Annotated in this window: 12 protein-coding genes; 10 read left to right on the top strand and 2 right to left on the bottom strand. The window is 58.9% G+C overall.

Annotated features, from left to right (window positions below; genetic code table 11):
* Positions 1–94: 94 nt before the first annotated feature.
* Positions 95–1,489 (bottom strand): type III PLP-dependent enzyme domain-containing protein, encoded by a 1,395-nt coding sequence (locus BLU78_RS09070; RefSeq protein ID WP_010260865.1) that lies wholly within the window; start codon positions 1,487–1,489, stop codon positions 95–97.
* Positions 1,490–1,706: 217 nt separating this feature from the next.
* Between BLU78_RS09070 and BLU78_RS09065 the strand changes: the two genes are divergently transcribed.
* Genes BLU78_RS09065 through secG form a run of 5 tightly spaced genes read left to right on the top strand, consistent with a single transcriptional unit; the run spans position 1,707 to position 5,046 of the window.
* Complete coding sequence (locus BLU78_RS09065) at positions 1,707–2,420, top strand: hypothetical protein (protein ID WP_010260861.1); 714 nt, start codon at positions 1,707–1,709, stop codon at positions 2,418–2,420.
* Entirely contained in the window at positions 2,421–3,656 is a 1,236-nt protein-coding gene (locus BLU78_RS09060; protein WP_010260857.1) for a sigma-54 interaction domain-containing protein, read from the top strand.
* 3 nt (positions 3,657–3,659) lie between these two features.
* A complete protein-coding gene (locus tag BLU78_RS09055; protein WP_010260854.1) occupies positions 3,660–4,169 on the top strand; it encodes an LptE family protein in 510 nt (169 codons plus the stop codon).
* 7 nt (positions 4,170–4,176) lie between these two features.
* A complete protein-coding gene (locus tag BLU78_RS09050) occupies positions 4,177–4,665 on the top strand; it encodes a hypothetical protein (RefSeq protein WP_010260851.1) in 489 nt (162 codons plus the stop codon).
* A gap of 12 nt (positions 4,666–4,677) precedes the next feature.
* Positions 4,678–5,046, top strand: a complete 369-nt coding sequence (gene secG / locus BLU78_RS09045) for a preprotein translocase subunit SecG (RefSeq protein ID WP_074712064.1) — start codon at positions 4,678–4,680, stop codon at positions 5,044–5,046.
* A 103-nt stretch (positions 5,047–5,149) separates the two neighbouring features.
* Here secG and BLU78_RS09040 read toward each other — a convergent pair whose 3' ends face one another.
* Positions 5,150–6,811 carry a DUF6377 domain-containing protein gene (locus tag BLU78_RS09040; RefSeq protein WP_010260844.1) on the bottom strand — a complete coding sequence of 554 codons (1,662 nt, stop codon included), beginning with the start codon at positions 6,809–6,811 and terminating at the stop codon, positions 5,150–5,152.
* 526 nt (positions 6,812–7,337) lie between these two features.
* Between BLU78_RS09040 and BLU78_RS09035 the strand changes: the two genes are divergently transcribed.
* The 5 genes from BLU78_RS09035 (at position 7,338) to BLU78_RS09015 (ending at position 17,858) form a co-directional block, all read left to right on the top strand.
* Complete coding sequence (locus BLU78_RS09035; RefSeq protein WP_026020650.1) at positions 7,338–10,373, top strand: SusC/RagA family TonB-linked outer membrane protein; 3,036 nt, start codon at positions 7,338–7,340, stop codon at positions 10,371–10,373.
* A gap of 22 nt (positions 10,374–10,395) precedes the next feature.
* Positions 10,396–11,940: a RagB/SusD family nutrient uptake outer membrane protein gene (locus BLU78_RS09030; protein ID WP_010260841.1), complete on the top strand. Its 1,545-nt coding sequence runs from the start codon at positions 10,396–10,398 to the stop codon at positions 11,938–11,940.
* A gap of 21 nt (positions 11,941–11,961) precedes the next feature.
* Complete coding sequence (locus BLU78_RS09025; protein WP_010260839.1) at positions 11,962–13,464, top strand: glycoside hydrolase family 30 protein; 1,503 nt, start codon at positions 11,962–11,964, stop codon at positions 13,462–13,464.
* A 20-nt stretch (positions 13,465–13,484) separates the two neighbouring features.
* Positions 13,485–15,545, top strand: a complete 2,061-nt coding sequence (locus tag BLU78_RS09020) for a DUF5125 domain-containing protein (protein ID WP_010260837.1) — start codon at positions 13,485–13,487, stop codon at positions 15,543–15,545.
* A gap of 78 nt (positions 15,546–15,623) precedes the next feature.
* Complete coding sequence (locus tag BLU78_RS09015) at positions 15,624–17,858, top strand: glycoside hydrolase family 3 C-terminal domain-containing protein (protein ID WP_010260835.1); 2,235 nt, start codon at positions 15,624–15,626, stop codon at positions 17,856–17,858.
* The last annotated feature ends 353 nt before the right edge of the window (positions 17,859–18,211 follow it).

The raw sequence follows: 18,211 nt of genomic DNA, 5'->3' as shown, positions 1-18,211 counted from the left end.
TGACGAACAGCGACCCGTTGAAGCCCTCCTTCTCAAAGGAGGGTTGGGAGGATTGTCTGCGCTGAGTATTACACGCGTTTTTCAGCGCGTCGGATCAATATCCGAGTATGCGGAGCATCGAGCGGTAGGATTGCTCCTTGGCGAACAGGCGCGTGTAATACTCGTTGTCGGACTTGTCGCGGTCGATGATGATGTGCTTGGGCGCGGGAATCAGGCAGTGCTGTATGCCTCCGAAGCCGCCCAGCGACTCCTGATAGGCTCCTGTGTGGAAGAACCCGATGTACTGTGTGTTGCCCGCTTCGAGCTTCGGGAGGAAGATGGCGCTGGTGTGGCACTCCGAGTTGTAGAAATCCTCGCTGTCGCACGTGAGCCCTCCCAGCAGTACGCGCTGGTACTCTTTGTCCCAGTTGTTCACGGCCAGCATGATGTAGCGCTGGTTGATGCCCCACGTGTCGGGCAGGGTAGTGATGAACGACGAGTCGATCATATACCAGTTCTCACGGTCGTTCTGCTGCTTCTGGTTGACGATCGAGTAGAGCGCCGCGCCGCTTTCGCCCACGGTGAACGAACCGAACTCGGTGAAGATGTTGGGTTCCTCGACGCCGTTGCGCTCGCAGATGTTCTTGATCTGGCTGATGATCTCCTCGGTGAGGTATTCGTAGTCGTATTCGAAGTTGAGCGTGTTCTTGATCGGGAAACCGCCGCCGATGTTGAGGCTGTCCAGCTCGGGGCAGATGGCCTTCAGCTCGCAGTAGACGTTCATGCACTTCGACAACTCGTTCCAGTAGTAGGCCGTGTCTTTGATGCCGGTGTTGATGAAGAAATGCAGCATTTTGAGCTGGAACTTCTTGCTGTTTTTGAGCTTGGCCTTGTAGAAATCGACGATGTCGTTGTAGCGTATACCCAGCCGGGAGGTGTAGAAATCGAACTTGGGTTCCTCCTCGCAGGCGATGCGGATGCCGACCTTGCACTTCTTGGTGAAGGAGTCCTCGAACAACTCGAGCTCCTCCTTGTTGTCCAGCACGGGGATCGTGTTCGAGAAGCCGTCGTTCACCAGCTGGGCGATGTTCTCGACGTACTGCGGGCGTTTGAAGCCGTTGCAGATGATATAACGGTCCTTGTCGATGATGCCGCCGTCGTAGAGGGCGTTGATGATGTGGATGTCGTAGGCCGACGAGGTTTCGAGGTGGATGTCATTCTTCATGGCCTCCTCCAGCACGAACGAGAAGTGGCTCGACTTGGTGCAGTAGCAATAGTTGTACGAACCCTTGTAGTCGACCTTCGCCATCGCTACGTTGAACATGCGCTTGGCACGGTTGATCTGCTGGGAGATCTTCGGCAGGTAGGTGATTTTGAGCGGAGTTCCGTATTGTTTGATCAGTTCCATCAACGGAATGTCGTGGAAATTCAGCTCGTTGTCCTCGACGGAGAACTCATCCTGCGGGAAATCGAACGATTGTTCGATCAGGTCGATGTACTTGTCTTTCATGGCTCGTTCGGTAAGGTTTTTTCAATCCGGCTCGGCTACATTGCAAATTTTCGGCCGAAGTAGCTCGCCTGGATTTTCCGAAAAATCGGGATGCAAAGTATGTGAATATTTTCCGGATAACCAACACTTTGTCCGATTATTTTGAAAAAGGGCATTATATTTTGCTTTTTTCTATGAAAAAAGGTAATTTTGAACCCGGATTTAAACGTGTTCGACAGTGCTGATTCCCATTATAAAACAATATCTGGCTGCGCACAAGCGGCTGGTCGTGCCCCAGCTCGGCGCGTTCATCGTCAAAGAGCCGGAGCGGAGCGTCGTCTTTTCCGAACTGCTCAAACGTGACGACGGGGTCCTGCGGGGGCTCCTGCGCGACGGCGGTACGAGTGATCTGGAGGCCGCCGGCGAGATCGACCGCTTCGTTTTCGAGGTGCGTCACGCCGTGGAGCGCGGGCAGGAGTATCCGCTCGAGGGTTTCGGCGTGATGAAACCCGGTCCCAACGGCACCATCGCCTTTACCCATGAACCCGGGGCCGCCGCACCGCTTTCCGGGGATGAGAAACCCGCCCGCCAGTCGCAGCTGGAACCCGGAAAACTGGCCGAGGCGGTCCGCACGGCCTTCGCCGAGCCGCACGTGTCGCCCTCCGCGAAGATGAATCCCGATCCTTCGGTGCGGGGGCTGCGTTACGGCAAGCCGCCCAAGAATACCGATGCCTGCCGCTATGTCGACCGCGTCCCGCGGCGGCGCGGGGCCGACTGGTTCATCTGGATAGCGATTGCCGCCGCCGTGATCGCCGCGGGCGCCATTGCCTTCGGCTACTGGCGCGCTGCGAAGGAGAAGCAGGCCGAGGCGGAATATATCGAGGTCCCGGCGGCGCAGACGGCTGCTGCGACGGCTTCCGAGGGAGCCTTACAACCCGAACAAAACGAATAAATGACAGATATCACGACCGTAAAACAGCGCTTCGGCATCATCGGCACCTCCCCGCTCCTCGACCGGGCGCTGGAGGTTGCCCTGCGTGTGGCCCCGACGGACCTGACGGTGCTTGTCACGGGCGAGAGCGGTGTGGGCAAGGAGTTTTTCCCGCAGGTCATTCACGCCTATTCGGCGCGCAAACACAATAAATATATAGCCGTCAACTGTGCGGCGATTCCCGAGGGAACGATCGACTCGGAGCTTTTCGGCCACGAGAAGGGCGCCTTTACCGGAGCCCTCGAAGCCCGCAAGGGCTATTTCGAGGAGGCCGACGGCGGTACGATCTTTCTGGACGAGGTGGCTGAGCTGCCCCATTCGACGCAGGCGCGCCTGCTGCGCGTATTGCAGACCGGCGAATTTATCCGTGTGGGTTCGTCGAAGGTGCAGAAGACCAACGTGAGGGTCGTGGCCGCCACGAATGTCAACCTGCAGGAAGCCATTGCCAAGGGGCGTTTCCGCGAGGACCTTTACTACCGGCTGGGTACGGTGCCGATCCTCGTGCCGTCGCTGCGCGAGCGTCCCGAGGATATTCCGCTGCTGTTCCGTCGTTTCGCCGCCGATGTGGCCGTGCAGTACCGCATGCCCGCCGTGACGCTCGACGACAGCGCCCGCGAGATGCTGATGCACTACTACTGGCGGGGCAATATCCGCCAGCTGAAGAACGTCGCCGAGCAGATCTCGGCCATTGAGCAGACCCGCGTCATCTCCGCCGAGGTGCTGGCCAAATACCTGCCCCCGCAGGGCGGCGGTGCGCCGATGGCCGCCGGTGCGCCGCATCCGGACGACATGACCACCGAGCGCGAACTGCTCTACAAGGTGCTGTTCGACATGCGCGCCGACATCAACGACCTCAAACGGATGATGGCCGAGTTGATTCAGGGCACGGGCCGCTGTCCGGAACCTGCCCGCGACATCAAAGCCCTGCTGCCGACCTCGACGCAGAGCAGTTTCGTCCCGGCCGTCGTTCCGGTGGCTTCCGCCTATCCGCACGCCTCCGCCCCGGTCTATGCCGAGAGCGAGGTGGTGACCGACGAGCCGCCCCGCGAGATGACCAAGGCCGACATGCAGCGCGAACAGATCGTCCGTGCGCTGAGGCGTAACAACGGCCGCCGCCGCGAGGCCGCCGCCGAATTGTTTATGTCGGAGCGCACACTATACCGCAAGATAAAGGAGTTAGGTATAGAGGAAATTTAGCTTATGAAGATCAAACTTACGATAGTGGCGCTTTGCGCCGCATTGCTCACAGGCTGCGGCGTGGCTATCAAATACTCGCTGTCGGGCGCTTCGATCCCGCCCGATGCCAGGACTTTCTCGGTGGCCTATTTCCCGAACAACGCGACGATGGTGTCGCCGATCCTGAGTTCGACGCTCACCGAGGCGCTGGTCGACATGTTCTCGCGCCGCACGCGGCTGATGCAGGTCGACGAAGGCGGCGATTTCGCTTTCGAGGGCGAGATCGTCAACTACACATCGACGACGGCTTCGGTGTCGAGCGACGACTACGCTCTGCTCAACCGGCTGACGATCACCGTCAAAGTGCGCTTCACGAACGCCCTCGACGAGAAGGCTTCGTGGAACAAGACCTTTACCGCCTACGAAGACTACGAATCGACGCAACTGCTGACGGAGGTCGAGGGAACGCTGATCCCGCAGATCGTCGATAAACTCGTGACCGACATTTTCCAGGCTTCGGCCTCCAATTGGTAATCCGGATATGGCTGATCTGAAAGCATACTTTGCCGCACCCCGCACCGCCGGGCTGCCCTCCGCCGACGAGGCCGAGGCGCTGGTCGGAGCCTGTCCGTGGTTTATCCCGGGGCGCATCCTGCTCGGGATGGTCACGGGTGAAGAGGACCCGCGGGCGGCGCTGATGGCTCCGTGGCGGGCCGAGAGTTCGCTGCGCATGCCTGCCGTCGACGTTTCGGCGCTGGACCGGCTCTCGTCCGACGAGATCATCGACCGTTTTTTGCAGGAGGACAACCTGCGCATCGTCGCCCGGGAGGGGGAACCCGAAGAGGAGGTGCAGATTAGTCCCGAACTGGAAGATGACGACGAGGTGGTTTCCGAGGAACTGGCCGAAATCTATCTCGCCCAGGGGCTTCGGGACCGGGCCGCGGCGATTTATCGCAAATTAAGTTTGCTAAATCCCGAAAAAAGTGTTTACTTTGCCGAGCTAATTGGCAAAATAGATAACAATAATTAAAATTTATAGGATATGTTATACACGATTTGCATTGCCCTGATACTCGTTGCGAGCGTATTGGTAATCCTCGCGGTGTTGGTGCAGAACCCCAAGAGCGGCATGGCCGCCAATTTCGGCGCGTCGAACCAGGTCATGGGTGTGCGCGAGACGTCGAATTTCCTCGAAAAGTTCACCTGGGCGATGGCTATCGCCATCGTCGTGCTGAGCCTTGCGGCTACGCTGACTATGGACCGGGGCCGTGTGATCGAGAGCAATACGAAGATTTCGAACGACGCCAAGGCACTGCAGGAGCGTGTGCTCGAGTCGGAGATTCCCGCCCCGATGCCGCAGGCCGAGATTCCGGCCGCCGAGCAGCCCGCCGCCGACCAGTCGGCCGAGTAGCGCCGGGAGGGGCCGGAACAGGACAGGTCGGAGAACCGGCCCGGACAATAAAAAGAGACCGCGGAAAAATCCGCGGTCTCTTTTTGTGCTTTCGCCGATCCGGTCAGAGATGCTGCGGACTGAATGCCCCGATGGTTTTGATGCGCTCTTCGAAATTGTCGCGCGAGACGAGCGTGTGCCCTTTGATCTTCGAACGGTAGTTGTAGATCGTGCTCACGGAGTAGCGCAGCAGGGCGGCGATCTTCGACGAGTCGTTGATGCCCAGCCGGATCAGTGCGAAGATGCGCAGCTCGGTGTTCAGCAGTTCGCCCTTCTTGGGCTCGATGCGCGCCTCCTTGTTCAGCAGCGAGTTGAAATCCTCGATGAAGGTGGGGTAGAGTTGCAGGAACGTCGTGTCGAAATTGTGATAGAACTCCTCCAGTTCGCGGCTGTCGCCGTCGCTCGGGGAGTACTCCTTTTTTAGTTCGTCGATACGTCCGTCGCGCAGCAGGCGGCGCACCTGACGCCGCGAGGCGATGATCTTGTCGATATACTCCGAACACATTGTCAGGAAGATGCCTATGTACTCCTCCTTCACTTCGTTGGCCTCGGAAATCTGGCTGTTGAGTTCGGCCAGTTGTTTGTTGATCCGCTGGAGGTCGTTGTTCGAGATGTTGAGCCGGTTGTTGGCCTGCTGCAGTTCGAGCCGTGCGAAGCTGAGTTTGCGGTTCTGGCGCAGGACGAAGATCACGCCCCCGAGGGCCAGCAGCATGAAGCAGGCGATCGACGCCACGAAGATATTGTACATGGAGTCCATCCGCTTCCGCCGGGCCATGTAGGCCTCTTCGATGACGTGCAGCGCCAGCGCATCCTGCCAGGGCCGGAGCCGGGAGTTGAAGAACCGGGCGTCGTCCATGACGATCCGCATGTAGCGCATCGCCCGCTGGATATTGTCGTCGTCGAGCAGCGTGTTGGCAAGGCTTTTCAGCGCCGCATTGTCGCGGATCGCCAGTTGAATGTCGGTCATCGCCGAGCGGGCGAACCACACCTGTGCCGTGAAGGTGTCTTTCATCAGGTCGGCCACCAACGCCCGCATGTACGATGCTTCGGCATAGTCGCGGGAGATGGGCGGCAAGGTGCTGCACAGTCGCTCGGAGATCTCCACCGCCTGCTCGTAGTTGCGGTCGTTGATCGCCTGCCAGAGCAGGAAATTGAGGTGCGTGGTCGATTCCGGTTCGGTGTTGTCCACTATCAGCTGGGCGTAGAGCACCGTGAGGTGCCACGACTGCGTGCCCTGCACCGAGTCGTGGGAATAGAGCTGAAGTTCGTCGTTGAGCTTGTGGCGGGCGACGTAGTAATCGACCAGTTGTTTCCGGTCGAGCTTCGTGGTGTCGACCTGTTGCAGAAGGGTTGCGGCTTCGAGGTAGATGCCTGCCGAACTGTAAAGGTAGGCCAGTTGGATGCGGCTTTCGTCGAGACGCCGCGTGTCGCGCATTTTTTTTGCCAGGTTGATATTGCGGTAGAGGTAGTCGATCGTCGAGTCGGCCTGATAAGGGGTGTATTCGTCGATCAGCTGTTGGTTCAGGATGTAACGCTGGGCGTCCGAAAAGTCCGATTTGCCGAGGATGCTTTTCAGTGATTCGATCCGTTGTTCGCGGCCGGCGATATAGGAGTCGCGGTGCGAAAGAGTTGCGTCGAGTTGCGAGAGCACGCTTTTCAGATCGTTCTGCGCCAGGGCGAAGGGTGCTATGGCGAGCAGCAGTGCGGTAAACAGCAGGTTTCTCATGGGTGGACGTATATAAGGTACAAAAAAGTCGAAAGTCGGTCGGGGCCAAAAACGAATTGCCGTACGGTAAAACCTTCCGACCCCTTAAAAGTGCCGTTGCGGCACCGACACCAAAGATAGGAATAATCTCCGAAAAATCAACACCGGGCTTCCGGGGCTGCCCGTTTCTTTCTCGGAAGAGCCGGTGGGGATGATACGGGCGGAACGGGTGGTTTTGCCGGCGTACGGGGGGCTCCGGATTTATTTAAAATATTTTATTTATATCCTGTCCGGTGGATTCTTTCCCGTTGGAAGATTCCGGTCCGTCTACTTTTTTTTGAGAATGTCAAAATATTAATATATTGATAATCAGTAAATTATATTTTGATAAAGGGGTTTTTGGTTTACAATTTTCAGTTTAATTTTTTTCATGTCACAGACGTTGTTTACTTTTATTTAGAAGAAACGAAGGCGGTTTTATGTCGAATTTTTAAAAAACGACTTTACCTATTTATAATAATAATCAAAACCTAAAATCTAATTTCCTATGGCACATTTATGCAACAAGCTGCAATCGGGTTGCCGGACAGGATGGATGCTGCTGCTTGCGGTGGCTATGCTGATCGTTTCTGCTCCGGTCCTGGCCCAGCAGCGGGCGACTGTGACCGGAACGGTCACCGACCAGTCGGGACAGCCCGTTATCGGGGCTACGGTCATCGAGCAGGGCACCACCAACGGGGCCACGACGGGCGTAGACGGCACTTATACCCTTAAACTCAGAGGGGGGGGGAATTCTGTTAACCTGATTTTCCAATCGCTGGGATTCGTCTCGCAGACGGTTGCCGTCAACGGCCGCACAAAGGTCGACGTGAAGCTCAGCGAAGATGCCGTAGCCCTCGACGCCGTGGTGGCGATCGGTTACGGTACGGTCAAACAGAAGGACCTCACGACGGCCGTGTCGATCGTCAAAACCGACGACCTCGCGCGCCGTCCGATCACCTCGGCTTCCGGAGCCTTGCAGGGCAAGGCCGCCGGTGTGCAGGTCATCCAGCCCAACGGCTCGCCCGGTCAGGGCATGGTAGTCCGCGTGCGCGGCGCTTCATCCATTTCGTCGAGCAACGACCCGCTCTATGTGGTCGACGGCGTTCCCGTAGGCGAGGGCAATTACGCCATCGCTTACCTCTCTCCCAACGAGATCGAGTCGATGCAGGTGTTGAAAGACGCCTCGTCGGCCGCCATCTACGGTTCGCGCGCCGCTAACGGCGTGGTGCTCATCACCACCAAGCAGGGCAGCAAGAAGATGGGACCCGAGATTTCGTTTTCGACCTTCGTCGGCGTTTCGAAGGTGACCAAAAGTTTCGATGTGCTCAATGCCCGGCAGTACCGCGAACTGATGGAGGAGAACGGAGCCGTTTCGGGACTTCCCGAGACGCTTACCGATGTCACCGACTGGTTCGACGAAACCTATTCGACGGGCGTCAACCAGAACTACCAGTTCTCGATCTCCAACGGCGACGAGAATTCGTCGTATTACCTCGGCGGCGGTTACACAGACGAGACGGGCATCATCAACACCACCTCTTCGGAGCGTTACAACGTGAAGGCCAGCTTCGACAAGAAGATTTTCAAATGGGTTTCGGCCAACGCCTCGACCACCTTCTCGCACTATACCACCAAGGGGTCCATCATCTCGGGACAGGGCGCCAACCGCGCCGGCGTGGTCGTTTCGGCCATCACGACCCCGACCTATGCACCGATCTGGGACCCGGAGAACCCTCAGCAGTACTACAATAACTTCTACGGCGCCAACCTCACCTCGCCCCTCGAGAACATGGCTCGCACGGACTATGACCGCAACGTCACCGACCGTCTGCTGCTCTCCGGCGGCCTGACGTTCTACCTGGCCAAAGGGCTGACTTTCCGGTCGACGGTCTCGATGGACCGCCGCTGGGTCCACTCGTCGTCGTTCCTCGACCCGATTCGCACCTCCTACGGCCGGACGCAGCACGGAACCGCTTCAGACACCCGTTCCGACGATATGCGCATGGTCTACGACAACATCCTGACCTGGAACAAGTCCTTTAACCTCCACAACCTCGAAGTGATGGCCGGCACGTCGGCCACGACCTCCGTGTGGGAGCAGCTGTCGGGATCGCGTTCCTATTTCTCGTCGACCAACAACAACGCCATCCCCAATCTGGAGGGCGGTAACAACGGCGGCGTCCGCGGCCAAAGCTACGGCAAGTCGGAGTGGTCGATCATGTCCTACCTGGCACGCGTGTCGTACAACTACGACAGCCGCTATCTCGTGACGGCCAATTTCCGAGCCGACGGTTCCTCGAAACTGGCTCCCGGCCACCGCTGGGGTTATTTCCCGTCGTTCTCGGCGGCATGGCGCATCTCGGGCGAGAAGTTCCTGAGCGACGTGCGCTGGATCAACGACCTGAAACTGCGCGCCGGCTGGGGACAGACCGGTAACCAGGCGGGCCTCACCGAGTACGGCTGGATGCAGCAGTACAGTACGAACTACTACGACTGGACGCTGACCGAGAATGCCCACGCCGTGCCGACCGTCGGCGGACGCAAAAACATCAAAAATCAGGATTTGACCTGGGAGACCACCTCGCAGACCAACGTCGGTCTGGATTTCGCGCTGCTGAACAACCGCCTGAGCCTGTCGCTCGACTACTACTACAAGTACACCAAGGATATGCTGATGGACGTACCCCTGCCGTCTCCTTATCCGAGCATCTACCGCAACGACGGCGAGATGTCGAACCAAGGCTTCGAAATCACCCTGTCGTCGGTCAACATCGCCCGGAAGGATTTCAACTGGTCGACCGACCTGAACGTTTCGCTCAATCGCAACAAGCTCGAGAAACTCGACCTGAAACAGGTTTACTATTACGCCAAGACCTCCGACGCCACCAACGACAACGTTATCCGCATGACGCCGGGCCATCCGCTCTCGATGTTCTGGGGATATGTCTCCAAGGGGGTCGATCCCGAGACGGGCGACCTGATCTACGAGGACCGCAACGGCGACGGCGAGATCACGCCGCTGGACAAAACCTGGATCGGTAACGCCAATCCCAAGTTCACGTTCGGCATGACCAACAACTTCTCGTGGCGGGGGCTCAACCTGAACATCCTTATCACGGGTTCCTACGGCAACGACATCTTCAACGCCTCGCGCATCGAGACCGAGGGCATGACCACGGCCAACAACCAGACCACCGCGGTACTGCGCCGCTGGCGCATTCCGGGGCAGCAGACCGACGTGTTCCGCTCGGACAATCCGTCGTGGAACGTGAAGAACTCGACCTACTGGGTGGAGGACGGATCGTACCTCAAAGTGAAGAACATCACCCTGTCCTACGACATCACCTCGCCCAAGCTCAAACGCATCAACATCACGCGCATCCAGCCTTACATCTCGCTTCAGAACTTCATCACCTGGACCAACTATTCGGGTTATGACCCGGAGGTGAGCCAGTCGGAGAGCGCTACGCAAATGGGCATCGACTGGGGAACCTATCCCAACGTCCGCACGGTGGTCGTGGGGCTGAACCTTACTTTCTAATCCCGGAAAACAAGAACCGATCATGAAAAAGATATTATCATACGTTGCGGTATTTTCGCTGGTTGTCGCGGCTTCGTCGTGCAGCCTCGAGAAATTCCCCGAGACCATGTATGCCGAGAACAACACCTCCGGCACGGGTGACGCCGAGACGGCCATCAACACCCGCGAACTGCTCGAAGGCCAGCTTACGGCCATGTACAACTACATGAAGGGCGACTTCCAGAACTACTGGTACCAGCTCATCGTCCTGGCCGAAAGCCGCGCCGACAACGCCTACGGCTGCCCGGGCGAAACGAAGACCATGGCCGTCGAACAGAACCAGCTCGACAGCGACAACGAGTTTGCGGCCACCATGTGGAACTATTCGATGAACGCCGTGGACTATGCCAACCAGGTCATCTGCAACATCGACCTCGTGAAGGAGAACGATCCGTCGCTCACCGAGAAGGAGTATCAGGAGTGGCTCTCCGAGGCGCTCTGCTGGCGTGCCTACATCTGGATCAACATGATGCAGATGTTCGGCGAGATTCCGATGCTGACCGAGATTCCGCCCGCCATCAATGCCGACAACATCGAGGAGGTCTATCCGCTCTATTTCCCGTCCCGCGTTTCGAAGGAGACCGTCGGCGAGCAGATCGTTAAGGATATCGAGGAATACGCCTGCAAGTACGCTCCCGACATGGACGCTTCGAATAAGTTCAAAATCACCAAGGGCTTCGCCTACGGCCTGATGGCGCGTTTCTACTCCATGCGCGAGTTCCGCGATTGGTCGAAGGTGGTTTCGGCCTGTGAGGCGGTCGAGGGTATGGGTTACAGCCTTTGCGACAGCTACGGCGACCTCTGGGCCTACACCACGGGCGATACGGGCATGGCCGCGATGAATACGCGCGAGTCGATCTTCGAGGTGCAGTGGTCCAGCCAGACTTCGGGTTCATGGCTGTGGATGATGTTCCACCGCAACGCCTACGTTCCCAACGACAGCTTCTCGTGGGCCAAGTGGAGCACGCCGTCGCGCAACCTTACGAGGGCCTATAATGCCGAGGGCGACACCGAGCGCCTGAACGCATCGGTCGTTTACGACGAGTGCGGCTGGTCGTACCAGTATCCCAGCGACGAATATGCCTTCATGCACAAGTTCCCGACCAACGTGACGCCGGTCTATGTGATGCGCCTGGCCGACATCCGGCTGCTGCATGCCGAGGCGCTGGCCAACTCGGGCGATCCGGGCGGTGCCGCCGACATCGTGGACGCGATCCGCGACCGCGCGGGCCTCGGCAAGCTGACCGACGCGCAGCGCGCCTCCGAGACGCAGATGCGCGAAGCCGTGCTGAACGAACGCCGCCTCGAACTGGCCATGGAGGGTTTCCGCTGGTTCGACCTGATGCGTTACGGCAACGATTATTCGAAACTGATCGAGGTCTGCGATGGCGTCAACGTCAAAGGCTCGTCCTCCTACGACGCTTATTTCAAAGACCGCCGTGCGATGAACGACAACCGCGTGCTGCTGCCGATTCCGACCAGCGTGCTGGACGACAACACCAATATCGAACAGAACTTGGGCTACTAAATTTAAAACTGCAATTCGACCATGAAATTCACGATCAATAACAACCTGCGTCTGCTGACCGGCTCGCTGCTGCTCGCCGGAGCGGTCTGCTGCTCCAGCGGAAGCGATGAACCCAATCCCGGTCCGGGGACCGATCCCGTCGCGGGAGATGTCCGCGCCTGGGTCACCTCGGCCAACGGCAACCGCCTGTTTGCGGAGGAGGGGCTCTCCTATTCGAAGGTTTCGATGTCGCCCTACCGGGTGGAGCTCGATCCCGCGACGACCTACCAGACCGTCGACGGATTCGGCCCGGCCATGACGGGGGCCACGTGCTACAACCTGCTGAAGATGTCGCAGGCCGACCGCACGGCGATTCTCAAAAAGTGCTTCGACCCGGAGACCGGCGCCGGATTCAGCTTTATCCGCGTGCATATCGGCGGTTCGGACTTCTCGATGGACGAATACACCTGCTGCGACCAGGAGGGTATCGAGTTCTTCGGCATTCCGGCCGTGGAGAAGGAGGGCATTTTCCCCGTCCTGAAAGAGGTGCTGGAGATCAATCCCGAAATCAAAATCATGGGTTCGCCGTGGTCGTGCCCCAAGTGGATGAAAGGCACGGTCGCCGATCCGTCGAAACCCTATGACTCGTGGACCAGCGGGCGTCTGAATCCCGCCTATTACGACGACTATGCCGAGTATTTCGTGCAGTGGGTGAGCGAGATGGAGGAGAACGGCTTCCCGATCTACGCGATCACGATGCAGAACGAGCCGTTGAACAAGGGCAATTCGATGTCGCTCTACATGCCGTGGGAGGACCAGCTGGCCTTTGTTAAGAAGCTCGGCCCGGCGTTCAGAAAGGCGGGCATCACGACCAAGATCCTCTGCTACGACCACAATTACAACTACGACAATGTCGCCGGACAGCAGAGCTATCCGCTCAACATCTACGCCGACGGCGATGCCTCGCAGTGGGTCGACGGTTCGGCCTGGCACAACTACGGCGGTTCGGTGACCGAACTGGACAACATCCTCGCGGCGGCCCCCGGCAAGTCGATCTATTTTACGGAGGCTTCGATCGGTACGTGGAACTACAACTTCGAAAGCTGCGTCATCGACGATTTCGAATCGATCTTCCTCGGCACGCTGAGCCGCATGGGCAAGGGCGTCCTGCTGTGGAACCTGATGCTCGACGATAAGGGTGCGCCGAACCGTCCGGGTGGCTGTACGACCTGCTACGGAGCCATCGAGATCAGCTCGTCGGACTACAAGACGCTCAAATACAACAGTCACTACTACGATCTGGCGCAGTGCGCCAAGGTCATCCGTCCGGGAGCCGTGCGCATCGGCACGTCGGGCTATACGACCCCGGGCCTCACCTACCTGGCGTTCGCCAATCCCGACGGCTCGAAAGCCTTCGTGGCGTTGAACAGGAACAGCAGCGAGCAGACCGTCGCCGTGTATGAAAGCGCCGACCGTTCGTTCAAATACACCATCCCGGCCAAGTCGATCGCCTCGTTCCGCTGGGGCGCCGCGGCTGAAAAATAACCTTTAAAAATTCGCAGAACATGAAAACGCTGAAATATATCGCATTGTCGCTGCTCGCCGCGGCCTGCACGACGGCGTGCCAGGACGATCCGGAACTGCTCACTACCGATATCGGTCCCGAAATGACGGCTGTTTCGTCCGACGCTTCGGGGGTCTTCGGCGGCAAGGTCGGCTTCGAAGCGACGATGACCGACCGCTATGCGCTCTCGACGCTTAAAGCGCAGGTCTTCTTCGACGACGAGATGGTTGCCGAGGAGGTGATCCGCACCAAGGAGAACGGAACCTATTCGGGCACCGTGACGCTTCCTTTCTACAAGAACATTCCCGATGGAGAGGCCACGCTGCGCCTCGTGGGGCAGAACGTCCGCTTCGGAGTGACCACCCTCGAACGGCCCCTGAACGTCACGCGGCCCAAGCCCGACCACCTGACCTTCGTGCTCGGAGGGCAGGAGTACCGCATGGAGCCCACGGGCGTCGATTACGAATACGCCGTGACGGCCGATTTTCCGCAGAAGCCGCAGGGTTACATCACGACGCCCGACCTCGACGGGCAGGGCTCGGTGGTGACGTTCGGTTACAGCGCCGAGCAGGGCGGGATCGTCTCCGACTCGACCGAACCGATTCCCTTCGCCAATTCGAATGCCGGAGAGTTCGCGGTCACCTTCAATTTGAAAACCTTCGAGGGTTCGCCCTTCATCAAACTGCTCTTCGACAATACGGAGATGACGATGGTCGACAACGACAATTACAGCATCGTTACCACGCTGACGCAGAACCAGACCTATACGCTGACGGGCGTTTCGGACTTCGCCGGATGGGACATCGACCGCGACTTCTTCGAGCGGGCCGACGAATCGAATCCCGAGGCGCTGACTTTCCTGCCGATGTCGGGCATGTATAAGGTGACGGCCAATTTCAAACACAGTTACCTGCGTATCGAGGCCATGAAATCGGCCACGGAGTATGCGTCGCTCAACGCCGACGGCTCGGGCAATGCGATCTGGACGGTCGGAGCCGGTATCGGCAAACCCGTTATAAAGAACGGCGACGGTTGGGATATGGCCTCCACGGGTCTGTGTCTGGCCCGCGTTGCGGACAAGAAGTTCCAGATTACGCTGGTGGCCGGCATTTCGATCAACGCTTCGAGCTTCAACTTCAAATTCTTCTGGCCGAAAGACTGGGACAAGGGTGAATTCCTGGGTAAGGAGGACGCCTCGTTCGCCAATCCTTACGGGGTTCTGACCACCGCCAGCGATCTGATCGAGATTTCCGACGGCGGCAACCTGGGACTTGCCGAGGGCAAGACGCTCGAACTGGGCGGCATCTACCGCTTCACGATCGACGTTTCGGGCGGCACGATGGCCGCGGTGCTGACGGTCGAGCACGACGGCAATCAGCCGCTTCCGGCCGCCGACCTGCAGATCAACGGCACGAAGATGGCGCAGCTCGATGCGGACAACTACCAGCTCGACCTCGACCTGACGCAGGGACAGACGTTGACCTTCGGCGGTGCGGACATGTTCACCCCGGCGTGGATCAATCCCGACTTCTTCGAGGCAGTTTCCGCGGCGAGCGCCAAAGTGATTCCCGTGTCGGGCAAGTATCGCATTTCGGCCAACCTTGCGACCAAGGTGATCGACGCGCTGGTACTTAACGCCGACGGTTCGGGGTTGGCGACGCTGAGCGACGACGGCCACGGGGCGGTCTATTTCATCGGCTACGGCATCGGGTCGCCTGCGGCTGCCGACGAGCCGGGCTGGACGACCGAGAAGGGCGTTTGCGTGCCCGAAGCCGCTCCCGGCATCTACAAGATGACGGCGCAGGCCGGCAAGGAGGGCAGCACGGTCCTCGGCCAGCGGTTCCGCGTAAGCGGCTGGGACGGTAAGTTCTTCGGCGCACGCGGCTGGGCCGATCTGGGCGCACTCACCTCCACGCCCGGAACGGAGGCGCTGCTGGATGTCTCGAAAGGCAATATCAACATGGCTGCGGACGTAACGCTCGAAGAGGGTGCTGACTACGAACTGACGCTCGATTGCACGGGCGGTAAAAATGCGCCGGTCCTGACGTTCGTCAAAAAATAATCATTACCTTTGTATGCGAAGTGCGCAGCCCTCGGACTGCGCACTCCGCGTGCAAACCAAACAAATTTTTTTATTCCAATGCCAAACAATATCCTGATAAAGACCCTCGCCGGGCTGTGCACCTTTGCGGCAGTTGCCTGCGGCGGCGGGCAGCAGCCCCGGAGCGACGTTGCGGTCTACCTCGACGAGTCGCAGCCGATTGAAAAACGCGTCGAGGACGCACTTTCGCGGATGACCCTCGAAGAGAAGGTCGCCATCCTGCATGCGCAGTCGAAATTCTCCTCGGCGGGCGTTCCCCGTCTGGGCATCCCCGAGGTGTGGTGCACCGACGGCCCTCACGGCATTCGTCCCGAGGTTCTGTGGGACGAGTGGGAGCAGGCCGGCTGGACGAACGATTCCTGCACGGCTTTCCCGGCCCTGACGTGCCTCGCCGCGACGTGGAATCCCGAGATGTCGGCCCTCTACGGCAAATCCATCGGCGAGGAGGCCCGCTACCGCGAGAAGGACATCCTGCTGGGCCCGGGCGTGAACATCTACCGCACGCCGCTGAACGGCCGTAATTTCGAGTATATGGGCGAAGACCCCTTCCTTTCCGCGCGGATGGTGGTTCCCTATGTTCAGGGGGTGCAGAAGAACGGCGTGGCCGCCTGCGTGAAGCACTATGCGCTGAACAACCAGGAGGAGCACCGCCACGGCATCGACGTCGAGGTCGACGACCGGGCCCTGTACGAGATTTACCTGCCGGCCTTCAAAGCGGCCGTCCGCGAGGGCGGGGCCTGGGCGATCATGGGCTCCTATAATAAATATAAGGGCCAGCATTGCTGCCACAACCAATACCTGCTGAACGACATTCTCAAACGCGACTGGGCGTTCGACGGGGTGGTCGTCTCCGATTGGGGCGGCGTTCACGACACGAAGCAGGCCGCAGAGAACGGTCTCGACATGGAGTTCGGTTCGTGGACCGACGGCCTGAGCTGGGGAGCCAGCAACGCCTATGACAATTACTATCTGGCCGCTCCCTATCTCGACATGCTGCGCAAAGGCGAGGCATCGACGGCGACGCTCGACGACAAGGCGCGCCGGGTGCTGCGCCTGATTTTCCGCACGGCGATGAATACGCAGAAGCCTTTCGGATCGCTCAACTCTCCCGAGCATCTTGCCGCTGCGCGCCGCATTGCGGGCGAGGGCATGGTGTTGCTGAAAAACGACGGCGGGGTACTGCCGATCGACCTGGGGAAAACGAAGACGATTGCCGTCGTGGGGGAGAACGCCGTGAAGATGATGACCGTGGGCGGCGGTTCCTCGTCGCTCAAAGTCCGGCATGAATATACGCCGCTGGAGGGCATCCGTGCCGCCGTGGGTGATAGGGCCGAGGTGATCTACGAACGCGGTTATGTCGGCGACGTGACGGGCAACTACAACGGCGTGAAGACCGGGCAGGACCTCTCTGAAAAACGTTCCGAGGCCCAGCTCATCGCCGATGCCGTTGCCGCGGCGCGCAAGGCCGATGCCGTGATCTTCGTCGGCGGACTCAACAAGAGCGACCATCAGGACTGCGAGGGCGCCGACCGCCTGCAATACGGTCTGCCCTATGCGCAGGACCGGGTGATCGAAGCGCTGGCCGAAGCCAATCCCAACCTGGCCGTGGTGATGGTCTCGGGCAACGCCGTGGCGATGCCGTGGATCGACCGCGTTCCGGCCGTTCTGGAGGCGTGGTTCTCGGGTTCCGAGGCCGGCAATGCGCTGGCCGACGTGGTGTTCGGGGCTGTGAATCCCTCGGGCAAACTGCCCTTTACGTTCCCCGTGCGGCTGGAGGACAACAGCGCGCATGCACTGGGCGAATACCCCGGTACGGACAAGGTTGCCTACAACGAGGGTATCTTCGTGGGCTACCGCTGGCACGACAAGGAGCAGCTCAAACCGCTGTTCGCTTTCGGTCACGGCCTGAGCTACACGACGTTCGACATTGCCGGTGTGAAAGCCGACCGCACGACGCTTGCGGCGAACGGCCGCATCCGGGTTTCGGCCGATGTGACCAACACGGGGACGCGTCCGGGCGCCGAGGTGGTGCAGTTGTATATCGGCGATGAAGAGTCGTCGTTGCCGCGTCCGGTGAAGGAGCTGAAAGGATTTCAGAAAGTTTCGCTGAACCCCGGAGAAACGCAGACGGTTACTTTCGAAATCACGCCCGATATGCTGCAATACTATGATGACGCTAAAGGGGCGTGGATTGCCGAACCGGGCGCGTTCACGGCCTATGTGGGCGCCGCGTCGGACGATATCCGCGGCACGGCGGCCTTCGAGTTGAAGTGATCCCGTAATCGTTATGTTTTTTGAGATACCGCTCCGCAATCCGGGGCGGTATTCTCTTTTCGGGACGGAAAAATCGTATTTGACATATCCGCTTTTTGGATATACTTATTCGTCCGTATTGTGTGAAATTGGAAAAAAGTTCGTAAAATTGTCTCCGAATTTGGTAAATATGTACTAAATCGCCTTTCCCCCCCCCTTAGCGGTATGACCGTAATTCGTACGGCTTTCGGGGGCGGTCAATATTATGTGCATGCTTTTTCACAAAGAAAGCTATGTGGGTTGTATATAGTTTGATAGGGATATTAGCGATAGCTGTCCAAACGGTTTCTGCGCAGGAGATGCGCAGGGATACT

Source organism: Alistipes timonensis JC136 (genome assembly GCF_900107675.1).
Lineage (GTDB): Bacteria > Bacteroidota > Bacteroidia > Bacteroidales > Rikenellaceae > Alistipes > Alistipes timonensis.
Note: the sequence above shows the minus strand (reverse complement) of the source record. Positions and strands in the feature narration are given on the sequence as shown.